This is a genomic window from Streptomyces sp. TG1A-8, from assembly GCF_030499535.1.
Classification (GTDB): domain Bacteria; phylum Actinomycetota; class Actinomycetes; order Streptomycetales; family Streptomycetaceae; genus Streptomyces.
On record NZ_JASTLB010000001.1, the window covers coordinates 2924537 to 2943149 of the forward strand.

Sequence of the window (18613 nt, forward strand, 5' to 3'; positions counted from 1 at the left end):
GGGCGCACCGTCCACCGGCTGGCCCACAATGACCGGGTGAACGACCTCGCTCTGCTCCTCACCCCCGAAGGCCGCGCCCTCCTCGACGAGGTGCGCGGCACCGACCCCGTACGGGAGCTGGCCGTGGCCACCCGGCTGCGCCGCACGCATCCCGCGGAACTGGTGTCGGCCGCGCTCGGCCAGGCCCGGCTGCGGCAGCGGGCGCACGCCAAGTTCGGGGCCGAGGACGCGGAGCGGATGTTCTTCACGCCGAACGGGGTCGAGCAGTCGACGCGCAGGAGCGTGGCGGTGCACCGGGCGGGCCGGCTGCGGGAGCTGGGGGTGACCTCGGTCGCCGACCTGTGCTGCGGCATCGGCGGTGACGCGATCGCGCTGGCGCGGGCCGGGATCCGGGTGCTGGCCGTGGACCGGGACCCGCTGACGGCGGCCGTGGCGCGGGCGAACGTGGCGGCGCTGGGACTCGGCGGGCTGGTCGAGGTGCGGGAGGCGGACGTCACGGAGGTCGACACCGCGGGCTACGACGCCGTCTTCGCCGATCCGGCACGGCGGGGCAGACGGGGCCGGATCTTCGATCCCGAGGCGTACTCACCGCCCCTGTCCTGGGCGGTCGCCGCGGCCCTCCGGGCGCCCCGCGCCGCCCTGAAGGTGGCCCCCGGCATCCCGCACGAGGCCGTCCCCGCCGAGGCCGAGGCCGAGTGGATCTCCGACGGCGGCGACGTGAAGGAGGCGGTGCTGTGGTTCGGGGCCGGAACGCCCGGCGGGGTCCGCGCCACCCTGCTGCCGGGCCCGCGGACGCTGCACGGCCGGAACCTGCCCGACCCCGCGGTGCGCCCGGTCGGGCGGTACCTGTACGAGCCGGACGGCGCCGTGATCCGCGCCCACCTGGTCGCGGAGGTGGCCGAGGAGCTGGACGGCGGACTGGTGGACGCGACCATCGCGTACGTCACGGCCGACGAACTGCGCCCGACGCCGTACGCCGCGGCCTACGAGATCACCGACCGGCTCCCCTTCAACGTCAAGAGGCTCAAGGCCCTGCTGCGGGAGCGGGAGGTCGGCACGCTGACCGTGAAGAAGCGCGGGTCGGCGGTCGAACCGGAGGAACTGCGCAGGAAGATCAGGCCCCAGGGGCCCCACGCGGCCACCGTGTTCCTGACCCGGGTGGCCGGGGCACCCACGATGCTCGTGGGCCGGCCCGCCCGGTAGGGGTCCGCGGGGGATCCGCCGGGCCGGCGCGGAAGGCGCCGCTCAGGCCGGTGCCCCGGCGGCCCGGCACCGCAGCAGCCGGCGTTCGCGTGCGTTGCGGGCCGGTCCGGCCGCCCGGGTGAACCCGGCGCGGGCCTCGGCCGTGCGGCCGAGGCGGGCGAGCAGGTCGCCGCGGACGCTGGGCAGCAGGCGGTAGCCGCGCAGGACCGGTTCGGCGGCGAGGGCGTCGACGAGGGCGAGCGCCGGGCCGGGCCCGTCGGCCATCGAGACGGCGACGGCCCGGTTCAACCCGACCACCGGGGACGGGGCGCGGGCCGCGAGCAGCGCGTACAGGGTGGCGGTGGTCCGCGGCCGCTCAGCGCAGGGAAGCCCACAGCGCGGCGGCCTGGGGTTCCCGCGCCACCACCCGGTTGGGGTCGGAGGGCGCCGTGACGACCGGCATCGTCACGGTCCGGACCCGGCCGGCGGTCAGGCCCCTCAGGCTCTGCCCGAGTCGGGCCAGCTCGGCCAGCGAGTCCAGGCCGGTGTCGGTGGTGAGGCTGGCGGTGACCGCGTCGGCCACCCGGTACAGCGCGGCCGGGTCGGTGAGCAGGTCGGTGGCCGCCATCCGCTCCAGCAGGGCCTTGACCAGTTTCTGCTGCAGGCCTATCCGGCCCAGGTCGCTGCCGTCGCCTATGCCGTGCCGGGTGCGGGCGAGGGCCAGGGCCCGGGTGCCGTCGAGGTGGTGGGTTCCGGCCCTCAGGTGCAGGTGGCTCCTGTCGTCGTCGATGTCCTGCGAGGTGGTGACGTCGACCCCGCCGAGCGCGTCCACCAGCTCGGCGAAGCCGGAGAAGTCGATTTCGAGGTAGTGGTCCATGCGGATGCCGGTGACCGACTCGGCGGTCTTCACCGCGCACACCGGTCCGCCCACCGCGTAGGCGCTGTTGAACATCGCGCCGTACGCGACCGGCGTCGCGCCCCCGGAGGACAGCGGGCAGGAGGGGCGGGTGACCAGGGTGTCGCGCGGGATGCTGACGACGGTGGCGCCGGTGCGGCCGGCGTCGACGTGCACGACCATCGCCGTGTCGGAGCGGGCGCCGGAGCTGTCGCCACCGCCCAGCGCCTTGTTGGCGGCGCCGCTGCGCGAGTCGGAGCCGAGGACCAGGATGTTCAGGGCGCCGGACGGCAGCGGTGCGGTGGACGCCGCGGCGCCCGCGGCCGGGGTGGCGGCCGGGACGGGGCGGTCCGCGCCGAGCGCGCCGTCGATGTCGACGCCGCGGATGTTGTGGTCGAGATGCCAGTAGGCCCAGCCCGCGGCGGCGGCGCCCAGCACCAGCGCGCCCGCCAGGGCCAGACCGAGGGCCTTCAGCACTCCCGGCCGCCGGCCCGCCCGTCCGCCCCGCTCCTCGTGTCCCGTCACGGACAGGAACGTAAGTCCGAATCATGAGCGGCCGGTTAGCGGAAGCGGCCGGTTCCGGTTTTCTTGTGGAATTCTCATCCCGGCGTCACGGCGGGCACCGGATCGCTCACGCTCCAGGACCCGTCGAACCCGAACGCCACCGGACCGCCGTCCGGGACGGTGCCGTCGCGGGAGGCGTCCCGGCGGGACACCGCCGTGCCCGGCCGGGTGCGGGCGGGGACGCGGGGGACGGGCCCGTTCCCGCCGTCCCCGTCGCGGGTGCCCGCGGAAATCCCGGCCGGGGAACCGGCCGGCTCCGGAGCGGTGCGGGGCGGGCCCCGGCGCCCGTCAGTGCGCGGACCGCCGCTCGTGCGCCGGCTCCGCCGTGCTCGACCGCACCACCAGGCTCGTCGCCAGCTCCACCCGGGTCGCGGCCCGCTCGTCGTCGGCGCGGCCCATCTCCAGCACCAGCCGGGCCGCGGCCTCGGCCATCTCCGTCAGCGGCTGCCGCACGGTCGTCAGCGGCGGACCGACCCAGCGGGCCACCGGAAGATCGTCGAAGCCGACCACGCTCAGGTCCCCCGGGACACGCAGGCCCAGCTCGCGCGCGGCCTCGTACAGGCCGAGCGCCTGCAGGTCGTTGCCCGCGAAGACCGCGGTGGGCCGGTCCGGGCGGCGCAGCAGTTCCAGGCCGAGGCGGTAGCCGGCGTCGTGGTGGAAGTCGCCGGCCACGACGAGCGAGGGGTCCACGGGCAGCCCGGCGGTCTCCAGCGCGGCCCGGTACCCGTCGACCCTGGCCCGGCTGCACATCATCCGCGAGGGCCCGCTGATCGCGCCGATGCGGGTGTGGCCGAGTTCCACGAGGTGGCGGGTGGCGGCGAGGCCGCCCTGCCAGTTGGTGGCACCGATGGAGGGCACGTCGGGGCCCGGGTCGCCGGCCGGGTCCATCACCACGAACGGGATGGAGCGGCTGGTCAGCAGCGCCCGCTGGGACTCGTCGAGCCCGGACAGCACCAGCACGACGCCGTGCGGACGGCGGGCGGCGACCTGGTCGGCCCAGCTGCGGCCCGGGGTGAGCCGCCCGGCCGACTCGGACAGCACGACGCTCAGCCCGGCGTCGCGGGCCACGTTCTCCACGCCCCGGATGACCTCCATCGCCCAGGCGCTCTCCAGTTCGTGGAAGACGAGGTCGATCAGCGGCGACCGGGAGGCCTCGGCGCGGCGGCGCCGGTAGCCGTAGGCGCGCAGCAGTTCCTCGACGCGGGCGCGGGTCGTCGGGGCGACGTCGGCGCGGCCGTTGAGCACCTTCGAAACAGTCGGGGCGGACACCCCGGCCTCGCGGGCGATCTCGGCGAGGGTCGCCGTCTGCGTGTCTGCGGGCTTCGAGGGTTTCATGCCCGCGATCGTAACCTTGTGGGGCGGCGTGACGAAGGCCCTCGCACCCCAGGAGTTCACCGGCACATTCGGATCACGTTTCGAAACATTCGAATACCGGGCGGAAGACAGGGGACGGGAAGCCTGCGCAACGAGAACACCCCGCCCCCGGTGAACCGGGGACGGGGTGTGTGTGGAGCGCCGGGCAGGCCTTGCACCTGCATCTCCCCGCAGGAAGCGGGACGTCTTTCCTTGGACCACCAACGCACTGCGTCCGGTGCCGTTGTTCCGGCCGTTCGCGTTGTGATGATCATAGCGCAGTGGCGGTGGATCCGCCAAACGCGGCCGGTCCGGCTCCCGGTCCCGGCCGGCCGGGAGCCGGACGGGACCGGCTCCGGTCGGACTCAGCCGTCCGCCACCGGCTCGAACCGCCACCGGTGCACCGCCCGGGTCACCAGCTCCCCGGACGGCTCGGCCAGCTCCGGCAGGTCGGCGTCGTACGGGGCGTCCCACCAGGTGATGACCAGGACCCGGTCCTGCGGGGCGCGGAAGGTCTCCCGGCGCAGCGGCTCGGGTGCGAGCCGCTGCGCGCGCGCCCACGCCAGCAGGTCCGCGCCCCGGCCCGCGACGGCACGGGCCTCCCACATCAGGGCGACGCTCACGGGTACAGGTTCTCCCCGCCGGCCTCGTGCACGTGGTCATGGGCCGGCACGTGCGGGTCGGTGACCGGCAGGGAGGAGTCGGCGGACAGGTCCCAGCCGGACGCGGCCCGGTTGCGGGCGACCATCTCGGCGCCGAGGGCGGCGACCATCGCACCGTTGTCCGTGCACAGCTTGGGGCGCGGGACGCGCAGCCGGATGCCGGCCGCCTCGCAGCGCTCCTGGGCCAGGGCGCGCAGCCGCGAGTTGGCGGCGACGCCGCCGCCGATCATCAGGTGGTCGACACCCTCGTCCCTGCAGGCGCGGACGGCCTTGCGGGTGAGCACGTCCACGACGGCCTCCTGGAAGGACGCGGCCACGTCCCGCACCGGGACCTCCTCCCCCGCCGCCCGCCTGGCCTCGATCCAGCGGGCCACGGCCGTCTTCAGACCGGAGAAGGAGAAGTCGTACGCCGGGTCGCGCGGGCCGGTCAGACCGCGCGGGAAGGCGATCGCGTCCGGGTCGCCCTCCCTGGCGTAGCGGTCGATGACCGGGCCGCCGGGGAAGCCCAGGTCCAGCACGCGGGCGATCTTGTCGAAGGCCTCGCCGGCCGCGTCGTCGATGGTGGCGCCCATCGGGCGGACGTCGGAGGTGATGTCCGAGGACAGCAGCAGCGAGGAGTGGCCGCCGGACACCAGCAGGGCCATGGTCGGCTCGGGCAGCGGGCCGTGCTCCAGCTGGTCCACGCAGATGTGGGAGGCGAGGTGGTTGACGCCGTACAGGGGCTTGCCGAGCGCGTAGGCGTACGCCTTGGCCGCCGAGACTCCGACGAGCAGGGCGCCCGCGAGGCCGGGACCGGCGGTGACCGCGATGCCGTCCAGGTCCCCGGCGACGACCCCGGCCTCCTTCAGCGCGCGCTCGATGGTGGGGACCATCGCCTCCAGGTGCGCCCGGGACGCCACCTCGGGGACGACGCCGCCGAAACGGGCGTGCTCGTCGACGCTGGAGGCGACGGCGTCCGCCAGCAGGGTGGTGCCGCGGACGATGCCGACGCCGGTCTCGTCGCAGGAGGTCTCGATGCCGAGGACGAGGGGTTCGTCAGTCATTGATCTCGGTTTCTCGTACGGAGGGGGAACCGGCGGCGGGGCCGCTGTCGGACGGTGTGGCCAGGCGCATCACCAGCGCGTCGACGTTCCCCGGCTGGTAGTAGCCGCGCCGGAAGCCGACGGGGACGAAGCCGAAGCGCTCGTAGAGCTTCTGGGCGCGGATGTTGTCCACCCGGCACTCCAGCATCACCTCGGCGCACTCGAAGGCGGTGGCGGCCCGCAGCAGTTCGGCCAGCAGGCGCCCGCCGAGCCCGGTGCCCTGGTGGTGGCGGGCGACGGCGATGGTCTGGACGTCGGCCAGCTCGCCGGCGGCGGCCAGGCCGGCGTACCCGGCGATGCGGCCGTCGGCCTCGGCGACCAGGTAGCGCCGGGTCGCCTCCGGGCCCCGGGAATGGGCCAGCTCGGACCAGAACATGCCCCGGGACCAGGCGTCCTCGGGGAAGAGGTCCTTCTCCAGGACCAGCACCGGGTCGATGTCCCACCAGCGCATCTCGCGCAGTCGCACGGTCACTTGGGCGTGACCACCTTGTAGTTCTTCGGCACCTGCGCGTCGGGGCGGCGCAGGTACAGCGGGCGCGGCGCCGGCAGCTCCTCGCCCGCGGCCAGCCTGGCGGCGGCCAGCGAGGCGAGCGCGGCGGCGGACACGTGCCCGGGCTCGTGGACGTTCGGGAAGGCGTCCGGGTAGAGCAGCGCGCCCGCGCCGACCGCCGGGAGCCCGGCGACCCGCTCGGCGATGTCGGCCGGGCGGTCGACGGCCGGGTCGGTCAGCCGGGTGCGGGAGTCGGCGTACGTGGCCCAGTAGACCTCCTTGCGCCGGGCGTCGGTGGCCACGACGAAGGGGCCCTCGGCGATGTCGGCGGCGTGGGCGAGGCCGTCCAGCGTGCACACGCCGTGCACGGGGACGCCGAGCGCGAGGCCGAAGGTGTCGGCGGTCATCAGGCCGACGCGCAGACCGGTGTACGGGCCGGGTCCGATCCCCACGACGATGCCGGTGACGGCGTCCAGCGCGAGCCCGGCACCGGCGAGGACGCGGTCGACGGCCGGCAGCAGCAGCTCTCCGTGCCGGCGCGCGTCCACCTGGCTCGACGAGGCGACGACGTCCGTGCCGTCGTGCAGGGCGACGGTGACGGCGGGGGTGGCGGTATCCAGAGCGAGCAAGAGCACGCGAACAGCCTACGGCGCCCGCGGCCCATGCACGCCCGCCCGGGCTGGACCGTCACCTACTGCTACGGTTCGTACGAAGTGCGGCATATCGGACAAGGCAGGGATGGTGCGCGTGGCGGGGACCAGTGCGGGGATCGTGGCCGGCCTGACCGCGCTGGCCGTCGGAGTCGTGGGCCTCCTCGCCCACCAGGCGCACACCACCGTTCCCGCGGGCCTGCGCGGCGCGGCCCGGGCGGCCGGGGCCGTCAAGGCGCCCCGCGACCGGCACGACCCGGCGGCGCTGCCGGACCGTTCCGGCACGGGCGAGCGCGTCGTGTACTCGGTCGACGACGACCGGGTCTGGCTGGTCGGGCCGGACAACCGGGTCGGGCGCACCTTCCCGGTGCGCCCCGGCGGCGTCGACCCGCTCCCGGGCACGTACTGGGTGTCCTCCCGCTCCAACGCGGTCACCGGTTCCGACGGCGCGCCGGTCGAGCACGTCGTCCGCTTCACCAGCATGAACGGGGTGGCGATCGGGTTCAGCGCGGCGGTGGGCAGCGCGCCGGCCCCGGCGTCCGACGCGGACACCCGGACGGGCGGCATCCGCGAGAGCCGCGAGGACGGGGAGGCGATGTGGCGGTTCGCGACGATCGGCGTGCCGGTCGTGGTGATCCGCTAGGCCGTGCCACCGCACCCGCGCCGTGCGCCCGGAGGACGGGGAGTGCGCCGACCGGGCCCCGGCGGCCGGGGTACCGGCCGGGGCCTTCCGTCCGGATCGGGCCGGACCCGCGGGCCCGGCAGGATCAGCGCGAGCGACCCTGGGCGGCTTCGCGGTGCCGCCCGGCCGGGGTGCCCGGCCGGGCCGCCTCCGGCGCGCGCGGCGGCCTGGAGACCGCGTCCGCCGCCGCGCACGACGCCAGCAGGTCGCGCATGGACACCCCGGCGCACGCGGGCCGGGCGAGGGGTGCCGTGGGTCGGGGAGCGGGCATGGACGCCTCCTGAGATGCGGGGGCGGGCGCGGTTAGGTAGACCTAACCACGAGCTGGGTACCATGTGACCACGCCCGGTACGTCCCGCGCAATACGTTTCCGACAACTTGTCGGAAACCGGGGCGGGGGGTCAGGCCGTGAGCGTCTCCAGGCCGGCGTCCGTCCACCGCCCGCCGAGCCCGGTCAGCGTCACGTGCCGCACCTCGTCGGTGGTGTCCCCGGCGGCCCGGTGGACGACGACCTGGAGCCGGTCCTCGGCCAGCTCCTCGACCTTGCCCTCGCCCCACTCCACGACCACCACCGAGTCGGGCAGCGAGACGTCCAGGTCGAGGTCCTCCATCTCGTCCAGGCCGCCGCCGAGCCGGTAGGCGTCGACGTGGACGAGCGGCGGGCCGTCGCCCAGGGAGGGGTGCACCCGGGCGATCACGAAGGTCGGCGAGGTGACCGCGCCCCGCACGCCGAGCCCCTCGCCGAGCCCGCGGGTCAGCGTGGTCTTGCCGGCGCCGAGTTCCCCGGTCAGCATCACCAGGTCGCCCGCGCGCAGCAGCTTGGCGAGTCTGCGGCCCAGTTCCCGCATCCTCTCGGGAGAGGTGACGGTCAGCCGGGTCTCAGCGGGGTGGCGCGGTGGTGCTGCTGGTTCCATAGCCACTTACGGTAGCCCCTGCGGGCACGGCACCCGCGCGGGTGAGCAGGTCGGCGAGGCGGTCGGTGACCGTTTCCGGGTGCTCCAGCATGACCAGGTGCCCGGCGTCGGGCACGAGCACCAGTTCGGCCTCCGGCAGCAGGCCGGCGATGGCCTCGCTGTGCTCGCTGGGGGTCACCAGGTCCTGCACCCCGGCCAGCACGAGCACCGGGAAGTCCCGGAAGCGGGCGAGCGCGTCCGTCTTGTCGTGGTCGGTGAAGGCCGGGTAGAACTCGGCGACCACGTCGATCGGCGTGGACTCGATCATCCGCTCGGCGAACCGCGCGACCGCGGGGTCGACGTCCCGGCCGGCGAACGAGTACCGCTCGATGATCCCGGCGAACAGGTCCGCCGTCGCCCGGCGCCCCTTCTCCACCAGTTCCGCCCGCTGCCCGAGCGCCTTCAGCACGCCGGGGAGGATGCGGCGCACCGCGTTGACGCCGGCCACCGGGAGGCCGAAGTTGACCTCGCCGAGCCGCCCGGACGAGGTGCCCACGAACGCCGTGGCCACGACCCGGTCGCGGATCAGTTCCGGGTACTGGGCGGCCAGCGCCATCACCGTCATCCCGCCCATGGAGTGGCCGACCAGCACGACCGGCCCGTCCGGCACGGCCGCGTCCAGGACCGCCTTCAGGTCGCGGCCCAGCTGGTCGATGGTGACGGGGGCGCCGTCGCGGGTCTGGGCCGTGCCGCGCGCGGAGCGCCCGTGGCTGCGCTGGTCCCAGTGCACGGTCCGGACGACCCCGCGCAGGGCCGCCCGCTGGAAGTGCCAGGAGTCCTGGCTGAGGCAGTAGCCGTGGCAGAAGACGACGGTGACCGGAGCGGGGGCCTTGCGCCCGAAGAGCCGCCGGCGGCGCGGGGAGACGCCGGGGCCGGTGTCGGGTTCGACGTCGTCGACCTCGTAGTACAGCTCGGTGCCGTCGTCGGAGCGGGCCGTGCCGGGGGTGCCGCGCAGGGTGCCGTACGGCCCCGTCGAGTCGAGCGCCAGCCGGGCCTTGCGGCGTATCCCGCGGCCCACCGTCATGCGCTCGACGGCGACCCCGGCGGCGGCGCCCGCGGCGAGCACGCCCAGCGCGGCGCCGGCGACGCCGGTCGCCCGGCGCCAGCTCCCGGCCGCTCCCGCGGCGGAGGCGGCGGCCGCCGCGGCGACGGCGTCCGCCACGGCCTCCGCGCTGCTCTCGCTCACGTACCGCTCCTCTCCGTGGGGCCGCCGGCGCCGGGTGGCTGCCGTGGCCGGTGTCGCCGGACGTGCGTCACCGCCGCGGTGACCCGTGCTTGGCGTGTTGCCCGTCGCGGCGGGGGCAACCGGGGGCGGGGCGCCCGGTTGCGGGCCGTCTCGGGGGGCGGTTACCCGTCTTGTTCCCCGTTCACGTGGACGCGGGGGACCCGGGTTCCGATCCGGGTGACGATCTCGTAGGCGATCGTGCCGCAGGCCCGCGCCCAGTCCTCGGCGGTGGGCTCGCCCCGGTCGCCGGGGCCGAACAGGACCGCCTCGCTGCCCGCCCCGGGCTCGTCCCCGCCCAGGTCGACCACGAACTGGTCCATCGCCACCCGCCCGGCCACGGTCCGCCACTTGCCGCCGGCCAGCACCGGGCCGGTGCCGGAGGCGTGCCGGGGGATGCCGTCCGCGTAGCCCACCGGCACCAGGCCGAGGGTGGTGCCGCCGGGGGTGACGTAGTGGTGGCCGTAGCTGACGCCGTGGCCGCCGGGCGCGTGCTTGACCAGGGCGAGGGAGGCGCTGAGCGTCATCACCGGGCGCAGGCCGAAGTCGGCCGGGGTGCCGAGGTCCGGGCTGGGCGAGACGCCGTACAGGGCGATGCCGGTGCGGACCAGGTCGAAGTGGGCCTCGGGGAGGGTGAGCGCGGCCGGCGAGTTAGCGATGTGCCGTACCTCGGGGCGTACGCCCTGCTCCTCGGCGTACGCCAGCATCTCCCGGAAGCGGTCGAGCTGGGCGCCGGTCGCGGGGTGGCCGGGTTCGTCGGCGCAGGCGAAGTGGGACCACACGCCGGTGACGCGGATGAGTCCCTCGGCCTCGGCGCGCAGGGCCGAGGCCACCAGCTCGGGCCAGTCGGCGGGCTGGCAGCCGTTGCGCCCGAGCCCGGTGTCGGCCTTCAGCTGCACGCGTGCGGGCAGTCCCGACCGCCGGGCGGCCTCCGTCACCTCCCGCAGGGCCCACATCGCGCTGACGCCCACGTCGATGTCCGCCTCGACGGCCTGCCGCCAGGGTCCGCCCGGCACCCACAGCCAGCACAGGATCCGTCCCGGCAGACCGGCGGCGCGCAGCGCGAGGGCCTCCTCGGGGGTGGCCGTGCCCAGCCAGGTGGCGCCCGCCTGCAGGGCCGCCCGCGCACACGGCACCGCCCCGTGGCCGTACGCGTCGGATTTGACGACGGCCATCAGGGCGGCGCCCCCCGTCCGGGCGCGCAAGGCCCGCACGTTGGCGCGCAGGGCGGCCAGGTCGATCTCGGCGCGGGCGCGCAGGGGCGCGGTCGGCGCGGCAGCAGTCTCACTCATGGCGCACCCAGTGTCTCAGAGACGCGCGACGGCCCCTTTGCGCAGGCCCCGCGTCCCCGGCCGCGGCCGGTCCCCCGGCCGCGCACGACCCGGCCGGCCGCGCACGCCGGGGAGGCGCACGCCGGGGAGGCGGGCGGCGGGGAGGCGGGCGGCGGGGCGGGGCGAGGCACGCGCAGGCCCCTGGGGCGCGGGCCCGGCACGCCCCGTCCCGCCCGGCCTGCCGGCGCGCGCCGGTCAGCCGCGCACGTCCCGCCACGCGTCCGGGATGCGGGCGGCGATGTCGTGTGCCCCCGCCGGGGCGCCGTCGGCGGCGAAGCGGCCCGCGAGGCCGTGCAGGTAGGCCGCCGCGCTCCCCGCGTCCAGGGCGGACAACCCCGAGGCCAGCAACGAGCCGGCGAGCCCGGACAGCACGTCACCGCTCCCGGCGGTGGCCAGCCACGGCGTCCCCGTGGCGTTCACGCGCACCGGTCCGCCCGCGTGGTCCGCGACCAGCGTGGTCGATCCCTTCAGCAGCACCGTCGCCCGGTACGCGGCGGCCAGCTCCCGCACCGCGGCCAGCCGGGCCCCCTCGACCTCCTCCCGCCGCACCCCGAGCAGTGCCGCCGCCTCCCCGGCGTGCGGGGTCATCAGCGTCGGTGCCGTACGCCCGCGCACCGCGTCCCGCTCCGCCAGCCGCAGCCCGTCGGCGTCGAGCAGCACCGGCACGTCCGTGTCGAGCACCTCGGCCACGCCCGCCGCGTCGTCCCCGGCGCCGGGCCCGGCCACCCAGGCCTGCACCCGCCCCGCCGCGGCGGGACCCCGGTCGGAGACCAGTGTCTCGGGGAACCGCGCGATGACCGCGTCCCCGGCCGGCCCGACGTACCGCACGGCCCCCGCGCCGCCGCGCAGGGCACCGGACACGGCGAGCACGGCCGCGCCCGGGTACCGCGCCGACCCGGCGGCGATGCCCACCACTCCCCGCCGGTACTTGTCGCTCTCCGCCGCGGGCTCCGGCAGCAGCCGGGCCACGTCGGCGTGCTGCAGGGCCTCCAGCTCGGCCCCGGCGGGCAGTGCGAGCCCGATGTCGACCAGCCGCACCGATCCGGCGTACGCGCGCGCCGGGTCGATCAGCAGCCCCGGCTTGTGCGTCCCGAAGGTCACCGTGAGGTCGGCCCGCAGGGCGGCCCCGCGCACCTCCCCGGTGTCCGCCTCGACGCCGCTGGGCAGGTCGACGGCGACGACGCGGGCCCGGGACCGCGCCACGGCCCCGGCCAGCGCCTCCGCGTCCGGCCGCAGTCCGCCCTTCCCGCCGATCCCGACGATCCCGTCCACGACCAGGTTGGCCCGCGCGACCACCGCCTCCGCGCCCCCGGCCGCCACGACGGACCCGCCGGCCCGCCGCAGCGCGGCGAGGCCCCCGGCGTGGGCCCTCCCGGGCGTCAGCAGCACGGCGGTGACGCCCGCCCCGCGCCGCGCCAGCCGCGCTCCCGCGTACAGGGCGTCGCCGCCGTTGTCCCCGCTCCCGACCAGCAGCACGACCCGGCGGCCGTACACCCGCCCGAGCAGGTCCGCGCAGGCGGCGGCCAGTCCGGCGGCGGCCCGCTGCATCAGCGCGCCCTCCGCGAGCCGCGCCGCCGACTCCCGTTCGGCCGCCCTCACCGTCTCCACACCGTACGCAGTCCGCATGGATTCGAGTCTGCCCCGCAACGGCCGCCCGCCACACACCCGGAGGGCGGCTCAGCCCTCCGCGACCACCACGGCCGAGGCGATGCCCGCGTCGTGACTGAGCGACACGTGCCAGGACCGCACGCCGAGTTCCGCTGCCCGCGCGGCCACGGTGCCCCTCACCCGCAGCCGGGGCCGCCCGCTGTCCTCGACGTACACCTCCGCGTCGGTCCAGTGCAACCCCGGCGGCGCCCCGAGGGCCTTGGCCACGGCCTCCTTGGCGGCGAAGCGCGCCGCGAGGGAGGCGGTGCCGCGCCGCTGCCCGTTGGGCAGCAGCAACTCGCTCTCCACGAACAGCCGCTGGGCCAGTCCGGGCGTCCGATCCAGCGACGCCCGGAACCGGTCGATCTCGGCAACGTCGATCCCGACCCCGATGATGCTCATGCGGGCACCCTACGGCCGTCCGCTCGAGGAACCGGGAAGCGTCCCCGCCCCCTCACTCCACCGTGACCGACTTGGCCAGGTTGCGCGGCTGGTCCACCTCGTTGCCCCGGGCCGTGGCCAGTTCGCAGGCGAAGACCTGCAGGGGGACGGTGGCGACCAGGGGCTGCAGGAGGGTCGGGGTGGCCGGGATGCGGATCAGGTGGTCCGCGTACGGGACCACCGCCTCGTCGCCCTCCTCCGCGATGACGATGGTCCGCGCGCCCCGCGCCCGGATCTCCTGGATGTTGGAGACGATCTTGTCGTGGAGGACGGACCGGCCCCGGGGCGACGGCACGACCACCACCACGGGCAGGTCCTCCTCGATCAGGGCGATCGGCCCGTGCTTCAGCTCGCCGGCCGCGAAGCCCTCGGCGTGCATGTAGGCGAGCTCCTTCAGCTTGAGCGCGCCCTCCAGGGCCACCGGATAGCCCACGTGCCGGCCCAGGAAGAGGACCGTGCCCTTGTCCGCCAGGGACCGCGCGAGGACCCGTACCGGCTCCATCGTCTCCAGCACCCGGTCGACCTCGACGGAGATGCGGGAGAGGTCCTTGATCACGGAGTGGATCTCGTCGCCCCACTTGGTGCCCCGCACCTGGCCCAGGTACAGCGCCACCAGGTAGCAGGCGACGAGCTGGGTGAGGAACGCCTTGGTGGAGGCGACGGCCACCTCGGGCCCGGCGTGCGTGTACAGCACCGCGTCCGACTCGCGCGGGATGGTCGAGCCGTTGGTGTTGCAGATGGCGAGCACCTTGGAGCCCTGCTCGCGGGCGTGGCGCAGGGCCATCAGGGTGTCCATGGTCTCGCCGGACTGGGAGATGGCGATCACCAGGGAGCGTCCGTCCAGGATCGGGTCCCGGTACCGGAACTCGCTCGCCAGCTCCACCTCGCACGGGATGCGCGTCCAGTGCTCGATGGCGTACTTGGCGATCATGCCCGCGTGGAAGGCCGTACCGCAGGCGACGATCACGACCTTGTCCACCTCGCGCAGCTCGGAGGCGCTGATGCGCACCTCGTCCAGCGTGAGCGACCCGGACGGGTCGATCCGGCCCAGCAGCGTGTCGGCGACCGCCTTGGGCTGCTCGGCGATCTCCTTGAGCATGAAGTAGTCGTACCCCCCCTTCTCGGCGGCGGACGCGTCCCAGTCGACGTGGTACGAGCGGACCTCCGCCAGGCGGCCGTCGAACCCTGTCACCGTCACGCCGTCGCGGCGCAGCTCCACCACCTGGTCCTGGCCCAGCTCGACGGCGGACCGCGTGTGGGCGATGAACGCGGCCACGTCGGAGGCCAGGAACGCCTCGCCCTCGCCGACACCCACCACGAGCGGGGAGTTCCGGCGCGCCCCCACCACCACGTCCGGCTCGTCGGCGTGCACCGCGACCAGGGTGAACGCCCCCTCCAGCCGGCGGCACACCAGCCGCATCGCCTCCGCCAGGTCCGCGCAGGAGGAGAACTCCTCGGCGAGGAGGTGGGCCACGACCTCGGTGTCCGTCTCCGAGGCCAGGCCGTGGCCGCGCTCGGCCAGCTCCGCCCGCAGCACCGCGAAGTTCTCGATGATCCCGTTGTGGACGACGGCGACCCGGCCGGCGTTGTCGAGGTGCGGGTGCGCGTTCGCGTCGGTCGGACCGCCGTGGGTGGCCCAACGGGTGTGCCCGATGCCCGTGGAGCCCGTCGGCAGCGGGTGCTCCAGCAGCTCCTTCTCCAGATTGACCAGCTTGCCGGCCCGCTTCGCCGCGGCCAGCCCGCCGTCCGCCAGTACGGCGACGCCCGCCGAGTCGTACCCCCGGTACTCCAGCCGCTTCAGCCCCGCCATCACGACATCGAGCGCCGACTGCGCCCCCACGTATCCCACGATTCCGCACATGGGCGGCAGCCTACGGTCCGGGAAACGCGCGGAGGAGCCGCCGCGTGCCCGCAACCGGAAATTCCCACCGCCGTACGAGCCCCCTCCCGGCGGCGCCGGGGCGGGGGCCGGCGGGAGCGTGACCTAACCCACCCCACCGCCGCGTGCGAACTCCGTTAACAATGGACTGTGATCCAACCGGTCCCCCCGATGCCCCGGAGCGCCCACCGGCACAGGCCGGAGGCGACTCCCTACGTCGACCTCACCCGCGCCGAGTGGAGCGCGCTGCGCGACAAGACGCCGCTGCCGCTCACCGCCGAGGAGGTCGAGAAGCTGCGCGGCCTCGGTGATGTCATCGACCTCGACGAGGTGCGGGACATCTACCTGCCGCTCTCCCGCCTCCTCAACCTCTACGTCGGCGCCACGGACGAACTCAGGGGGGCGCTGAACACCTTCCTCGGCGAGAAGGGCTCCCAGTCCGGCACGCCGTTCGTCATCGGTGTGGCCGGCTCGGTCGCCGTGGGCAAGTCGACCGTCGCCCGCCTCCTGCAGGCGCTCCTGTCCCGCTGGCCCGAGCACCCGCGCGTGGAACTGGTGACGACGGACGGCTTCCTGCTGCCGACCCGGGAGCTGGAGGCCCGCGGCCTGATGTCGCGCAAGGGCTTCCCGGAGTCGTACGACCGCCGGGCGCTGACCCGGTTCGTCGCCGACATCAAGGCGGGCAAGGAGGAGGTGTCCGCCCCCGTCTACTCCCACCTCATCTACGACATCGTCCCGGGCGAGAAGCTCACCGTCCGCCGCCCGGACATCCTGATCGTCGAGGGCCTGAACGTCCTGCAGCCCGCCCTGCCCGGCAAGGACGGCCGCACCCGGGTCGGTCTGGCCGACTACTTCGACTTCAGCGTGTACGTCGACGCGAGCGTCGAGGACATCGAGCACTGGTACCTCAGCCGGTTCCGGAAGCTGCGCCGGACCGCCTTCCAGAACCCGTCCTCGTACTTCCGCAAGTACACCCAGGTCACCGAGGACGAGGCCCTCGACTACGCCCGCACCCTGTGGCGCACGATCAACCGGCCCAACCTCGTGGAGAACATCGCGCCCACCCGGGGCCGCGCCACCCTGATCCTGCGCAAGGGCCCCGACCACAAGGTGCAGCGACTGCGCCTGCGCAAGCTGTGAGGCCGCCTGTTAGAAAGGCGCCATGCTGCATCTGCGCCTGATCAGCCCGGCCGGCCGCACCGACGAGGTGGTCCGCCTGATCGAGGGGACCGTCGGCACCGCGCACCTCGTGGTGCTGCCCGGCGCCGCCCGCGATCCCGCCGGGGACGTCGTCCTGTGCGACGTGGCCCGCGAGGCCGGTGACGGACTCATCGACGCGCTGGGCGGGCTGGGGCTGGCCGAGACGGGGGCGATCGCCGTCGAGGACATCGGCCTCTCGCTGTCCCGGCGCGCCGACGAGGCGGAGCGGGAGGCGCCGGGCGAGGGCGCGGACGCGGTGCTGTGGGAGCACCTGACCGACGCGACGCACGAGGAGTCGACGCTGTCGGTCACCTACCTCGCCTTCATCACGCTGGCCACGATGATCGCGGCCTGCGGCGTGGTGCTGGACAACGCCATCCTGGTCGTGGGCGCGATGGCGGTGGGCCCGGAGTTCGGTCCGCTGGCCGGCTTCTGCACGTCCCTGGTGCAGCGCCGGCCCCGGCTCGCCCTGCGCTCGCTGGTGACCCTGCTGGTGGGCTTCGCGGTGGCGATGGCGGTGACGGTCGGCTTCAGCCTGTTCATGGACGGCCTCGGCTTGTTCCACCGCTCCGGCCTGGAGGGCAGGCGTCCCAACACCGCGTTCGTGTACGCCCCCGACGCGTTCTCGTTCGTCGTCGCCGTGCTGGCCGGTGCCGCCGGCACCCTGTCCCTGACCTCCGCCAAGTCGGGCGCCCTGGTGGGCGTGGCCATCTCGGTGACGACGGTCCCGGCCGCCGCCAACGCGGCCGTGGCCCTGGCCTACGGCGACACGGGCCAGACGCTCGGCTCCACGAACCAGCTCCTGCTGAACCTGCTGGGCATCGTCCTGGCGGGCACCCTCACGCTGCTGGCCCAGAAGTGGTTCTGGTCCGGTCGGCGCCGGCGTCCCGGCGCCGGGTGAGGAGCCCCGCCGGGGTGCGGGACCGCGCGGCCGGCCGCGGCCCGCGCGGGGCGGTTCCCGGCGCCCGGTCCCGTGCCTATCCCAGTGCCGACTTCACCGCGTCGGCGAGCCGTCCGGCGACGGACCGGGCCTGGTCGATGTCCGCGGCCTCGACCATCACCCGCACCAGCGGCTCGGTCCCCGAGGGACGCAGCAACACCCGCCCCGTCTCCCCCAGTTCCCGCTCCGCCTCGGCCACCGCGGCGGCCAGGTCGGCGGACGTGCGCACCCGCGAGCGGTCCACGTCGGGCACGTTGATCAGCACCTGCGGCAGCCGCTCCATCACGGAGGCCAGTTCCCGCAGCGGACGCCCGCTCTGCGCGACCCGCGCCGCCAGCAGCAGCCCCGTCAGCGTGCCGTCGCCGGTCGTCGCGTGGTCCAGGACGATCACGTGCCCGGACTGCTCGCCGCCCAGGGCGAACCCGTGCCGCTTCATCTCCTCCAGCACGTACCGGTCGCCCACGGCCGTCTGCACGAGCCGGATCCCGGCCCGCTCCATGGCCAGCTTGAAGCCGAGGTTGGACATGACCGTGGCGACGACGGTGTCGGCCCGCAGCTCGGAGCGCTCGCGCAGCGCCAGCGCGAGCACGGCCAGGATCTGGTCGCCGTCCACCTCCTCGCCGGTGTGGTCCACGGCCAGGCAGCGGTCGGCGTCGCCGTCGTGGGCGATGCCGAGGTCCGCCCCGTGCTCGACCACGGCGGCCTTCAGCCGGTCGAGGTGGGTGGAGCCGCAGCCGTCGTTGATGTTGAGCCCGTCCGGCTCGGCGCCGATCGTGACGACCTGGGCGCCGGCCCGCGCGAACGCCTCCGGCGAGACCCCCGCGGCCGCGCCGTGCGCCTCGTCCAGGACGACCCTCAGGCCGTCGAGCCGGTTCGGCAGCACCGACAGCAGGTGGCCGACGTACTGCTCGAAGCCCTCCTCGTACGACCGCACGCGTCCGACGCCGGCGCCGGTCGGCCGCTCCCAGGGCTCGCCGTGGCGGTGGGAGTCGTAGACGGCCTCGATCCGGTCCTCCAGCTCGTCGGCGAGCTTGTGGCCGCCGCGGGCGAAGAACTTGATGCCGTTGTCGGGCATGGCGTTGTGGCTGGCGGAGAGCATCACGCCGAGGTCCGCGCCGAGCGCACCGGTCAGGTGGGCCACGGCGGGCGTCGGCAGCACGCCGACGCGCAGGACGTCCACGCCCGCGCTGGCCAGGCCCGCGACCACGGCGGCCTCCAGGAACTCCCCGGACGCGCGCGGGTCCCGCCCGACCACCGCCGTCGGCTTGTGGCCCTCGAAGGTGCCCGCCTCGGCCAGCACGTGCGCCGCCGCGACGGACAGGCCGAGCGCCATCTCGGCCGTCAGGTCCGCGTTGGCGACACCGCGCACGCCGTCCGTGCCGAAGAGTCGTCCCACTTGTCCTCCTGAGGAAGCGTCACTGCTGCTCGCATCATGCCAGG

Annotated in this window: 18 protein-coding genes and 1 pseudogene; 4 read left to right on the plus strand and 15 right to left on the minus strand. The window is 75.3% G+C overall.

Going from position 1 to position 18613, the window contains the following annotated elements; genetic code table 11:
• The first annotated feature begins 36 nt into the window (after positions 1 to 36).
• Positions 37 to 1203 carry a class I SAM-dependent methyltransferase gene (locus tag QQY24_RS12390; RefSeq protein ID WP_301972769.1) on the plus strand — a complete coding sequence of 389 codons (1167 nt, stop codon included), beginning with the start codon at positions 37 to 39 and terminating at the stop codon, positions 1201 to 1203.
• 42 nt (positions 1204 to 1245) lie between these two features.
• Here the strand turns inward: QQY24_RS12390 and QQY24_RS12395 are convergent.
• The 7 genes and pseudogenes from QQY24_RS12395 to tsaB form a co-directional block, all read right to left on the minus strand.
• A pseudogene (locus QQY24_RS12395) lies at positions 1246 to 1542 on the minus strand (RNA polymerase subunit sigma-24); the annotation flags it as partial.
• A gap of 16 nt (positions 1543 to 1558) precedes the next feature.
• Positions 1559 to 2602: an LCP family protein gene (locus QQY24_RS12400; protein ID WP_301972770.1), complete on the minus strand. Its 1044-nt coding sequence runs from the start codon at positions 2600 to 2602 to the stop codon at positions 1559 to 1561.
• A gap of 327 nt (positions 2603 to 2929) precedes the next feature.
• A complete protein-coding gene (locus QQY24_RS12405; protein ID WP_301972771.1) occupies positions 2930 to 3976 on the minus strand; it encodes a LacI family DNA-binding transcriptional regulator in 1047 nt (348 codons plus the stop codon).
• A gap of 383 nt (positions 3977 to 4359) precedes the next feature.
• Positions 4360 to 4617 (minus strand): hypothetical protein, encoded by a 258-nt coding sequence (locus QQY24_RS12410; protein WP_301972772.1) that lies wholly within the window; start codon positions 4615 to 4617, stop codon positions 4360 to 4362.
• Entirely contained in the window at positions 4614 to 5699 is a 1086-nt protein-coding gene (gene tsaD / locus QQY24_RS12415) for a tRNA (adenosine(37)-N6)-threonylcarbamoyltransferase complex transferase subunit TsaD (RefSeq protein ID WP_301972773.1), read from the minus strand. The genes QQY24_RS12410 and tsaD overlap by 4 nt, the downstream gene beginning before the upstream one ends.
• Positions 5692 to 6189, minus strand: a complete 498-nt coding sequence (rimI, locus tag QQY24_RS12420) for a ribosomal protein S18-alanine N-acetyltransferase (RefSeq protein ID WP_301976226.1) — start codon at positions 6187 to 6189, stop codon at positions 5692 to 5694. Before rimI ends, tsaD begins: the two co-directional genes overlap by 8 nt.
• Positions 6190 to 6206: 17 nt before the next feature.
• Complete coding sequence (gene tsaB, locus QQY24_RS12425; RefSeq protein ID WP_301972774.1) at positions 6207 to 6863, minus strand: tRNA (adenosine(37)-N6)-threonylcarbamoyltransferase complex dimerization subunit type 1 TsaB; 657 nt, start codon at positions 6861 to 6863, stop codon at positions 6207 to 6209.
• A gap of 112 nt (positions 6864 to 6975) precedes the next feature.
• On the opposite strand from tsaB, the gene QQY24_RS12430 reads away from it, so the two are divergent.
• Positions 6976 to 7521 (plus strand): hypothetical protein, encoded by a 546-nt coding sequence (locus QQY24_RS12430; RefSeq protein WP_301972775.1) that lies wholly within the window; start codon positions 6976 to 6978, stop codon positions 7519 to 7521.
• A 124-nt stretch (positions 7522 to 7645) separates the two neighbouring features.
• On the opposite strand, the gene QQY24_RS12435 is transcribed toward QQY24_RS12430, so the two are convergent.
• From QQY24_RS12435 to glmS, 7 genes are all read right to left on the minus strand, one after another.
• Entirely contained in the window at positions 7646 to 7831 is a 186-nt protein-coding gene (locus tag QQY24_RS12435) for a hypothetical protein (protein WP_301972776.1), read from the minus strand.
• A gap of 130 nt (positions 7832 to 7961) precedes the next feature.
• Positions 7962 to 8474: a tRNA (adenosine(37)-N6)-threonylcarbamoyltransferase complex ATPase subunit type 1 TsaE gene (gene tsaE, locus QQY24_RS12440; RefSeq protein WP_301972777.1), complete on the minus strand. Its 513-nt coding sequence runs from the start codon at positions 8472 to 8474 to the stop codon at positions 7962 to 7964.
• The gene (locus tag QQY24_RS12445; RefSeq protein ID WP_301972778.1) at positions 8440 to 9699 is read right to left on the minus strand and encodes an alpha/beta fold hydrolase; all 1260 of its coding nucleotides are present in this window, start codon (positions 9697 to 9699) and stop codon (positions 8440 to 8442) included. Before QQY24_RS12445 ends, tsaE begins: the two co-directional genes overlap by 35 nt.
• Positions 9700 to 9860: 161 nt before the next feature.
• On the minus strand, positions 9861 to 11027 hold the full coding sequence (gene alr / locus QQY24_RS12450; RefSeq protein ID WP_301972779.1) for an alanine racemase: 1167 nt from the start codon (positions 11025 to 11027) through the stop codon (positions 9861 to 9863).
• A gap of 234 nt (positions 11028 to 11261) precedes the next feature.
• Complete coding sequence (locus tag QQY24_RS12455; protein ID WP_301972780.1) at positions 11262 to 12692, minus strand: NAD(P)H-hydrate dehydratase; 1431 nt, start codon at positions 12690 to 12692, stop codon at positions 11262 to 11264.
• 51 nt (positions 12693 to 12743) lie between these two features.
• Complete coding sequence (locus QQY24_RS12460) at positions 12744 to 13115, minus strand: holo-ACP synthase (RefSeq protein WP_301972781.1); 372 nt, start codon at positions 13113 to 13115, stop codon at positions 12744 to 12746.
• 52 nt (positions 13116 to 13167) lie between these two features.
• Positions 13168 to 15015: a glutamine--fructose-6-phosphate transaminase (isomerizing) gene (gene glmS / locus QQY24_RS12465; protein ID WP_301972782.1), complete on the minus strand. Its 1848-nt coding sequence runs from the start codon at positions 15013 to 15015 to the stop codon at positions 13168 to 13170.
• 189 nt (positions 15016 to 15204) lie between these two features.
• Here glmS and coaA point away from each other — a divergent pair, with 189 nt between their 5' ends.
• Both coaA and QQY24_RS12475 read left to right on the plus strand, forming a co-directional pair.
• Positions 15205 to 16173 (plus strand): type I pantothenate kinase, encoded by a 969-nt coding sequence (coaA, locus tag QQY24_RS12470; RefSeq protein ID WP_301976227.1) that lies wholly within the window; start codon positions 15205 to 15207, stop codon positions 16171 to 16173.
• A gap of 22 nt (positions 16174 to 16195) precedes the next feature.
• Positions 16196 to 17134: a DUF389 domain-containing protein gene (locus QQY24_RS12475; RefSeq protein WP_301972783.1), complete on the plus strand. Its 939-nt coding sequence runs from the start codon at positions 16196 to 16198 to the stop codon at positions 17132 to 17134.
• A 76-nt stretch (positions 17135 to 17210) separates the two neighbouring features.
• Here the strand turns inward: QQY24_RS12475 and glmM are convergent, their stop codons facing one another.
• On the minus strand, positions 17211 to 18569 hold the full coding sequence (gene glmM / locus QQY24_RS12480) for a phosphoglucosamine mutase (protein WP_301972784.1): 1359 nt from the start codon (positions 18567 to 18569) through the stop codon (positions 17211 to 17213).
• Positions 18570 to 18613 lie beyond the last annotated feature (44 nt).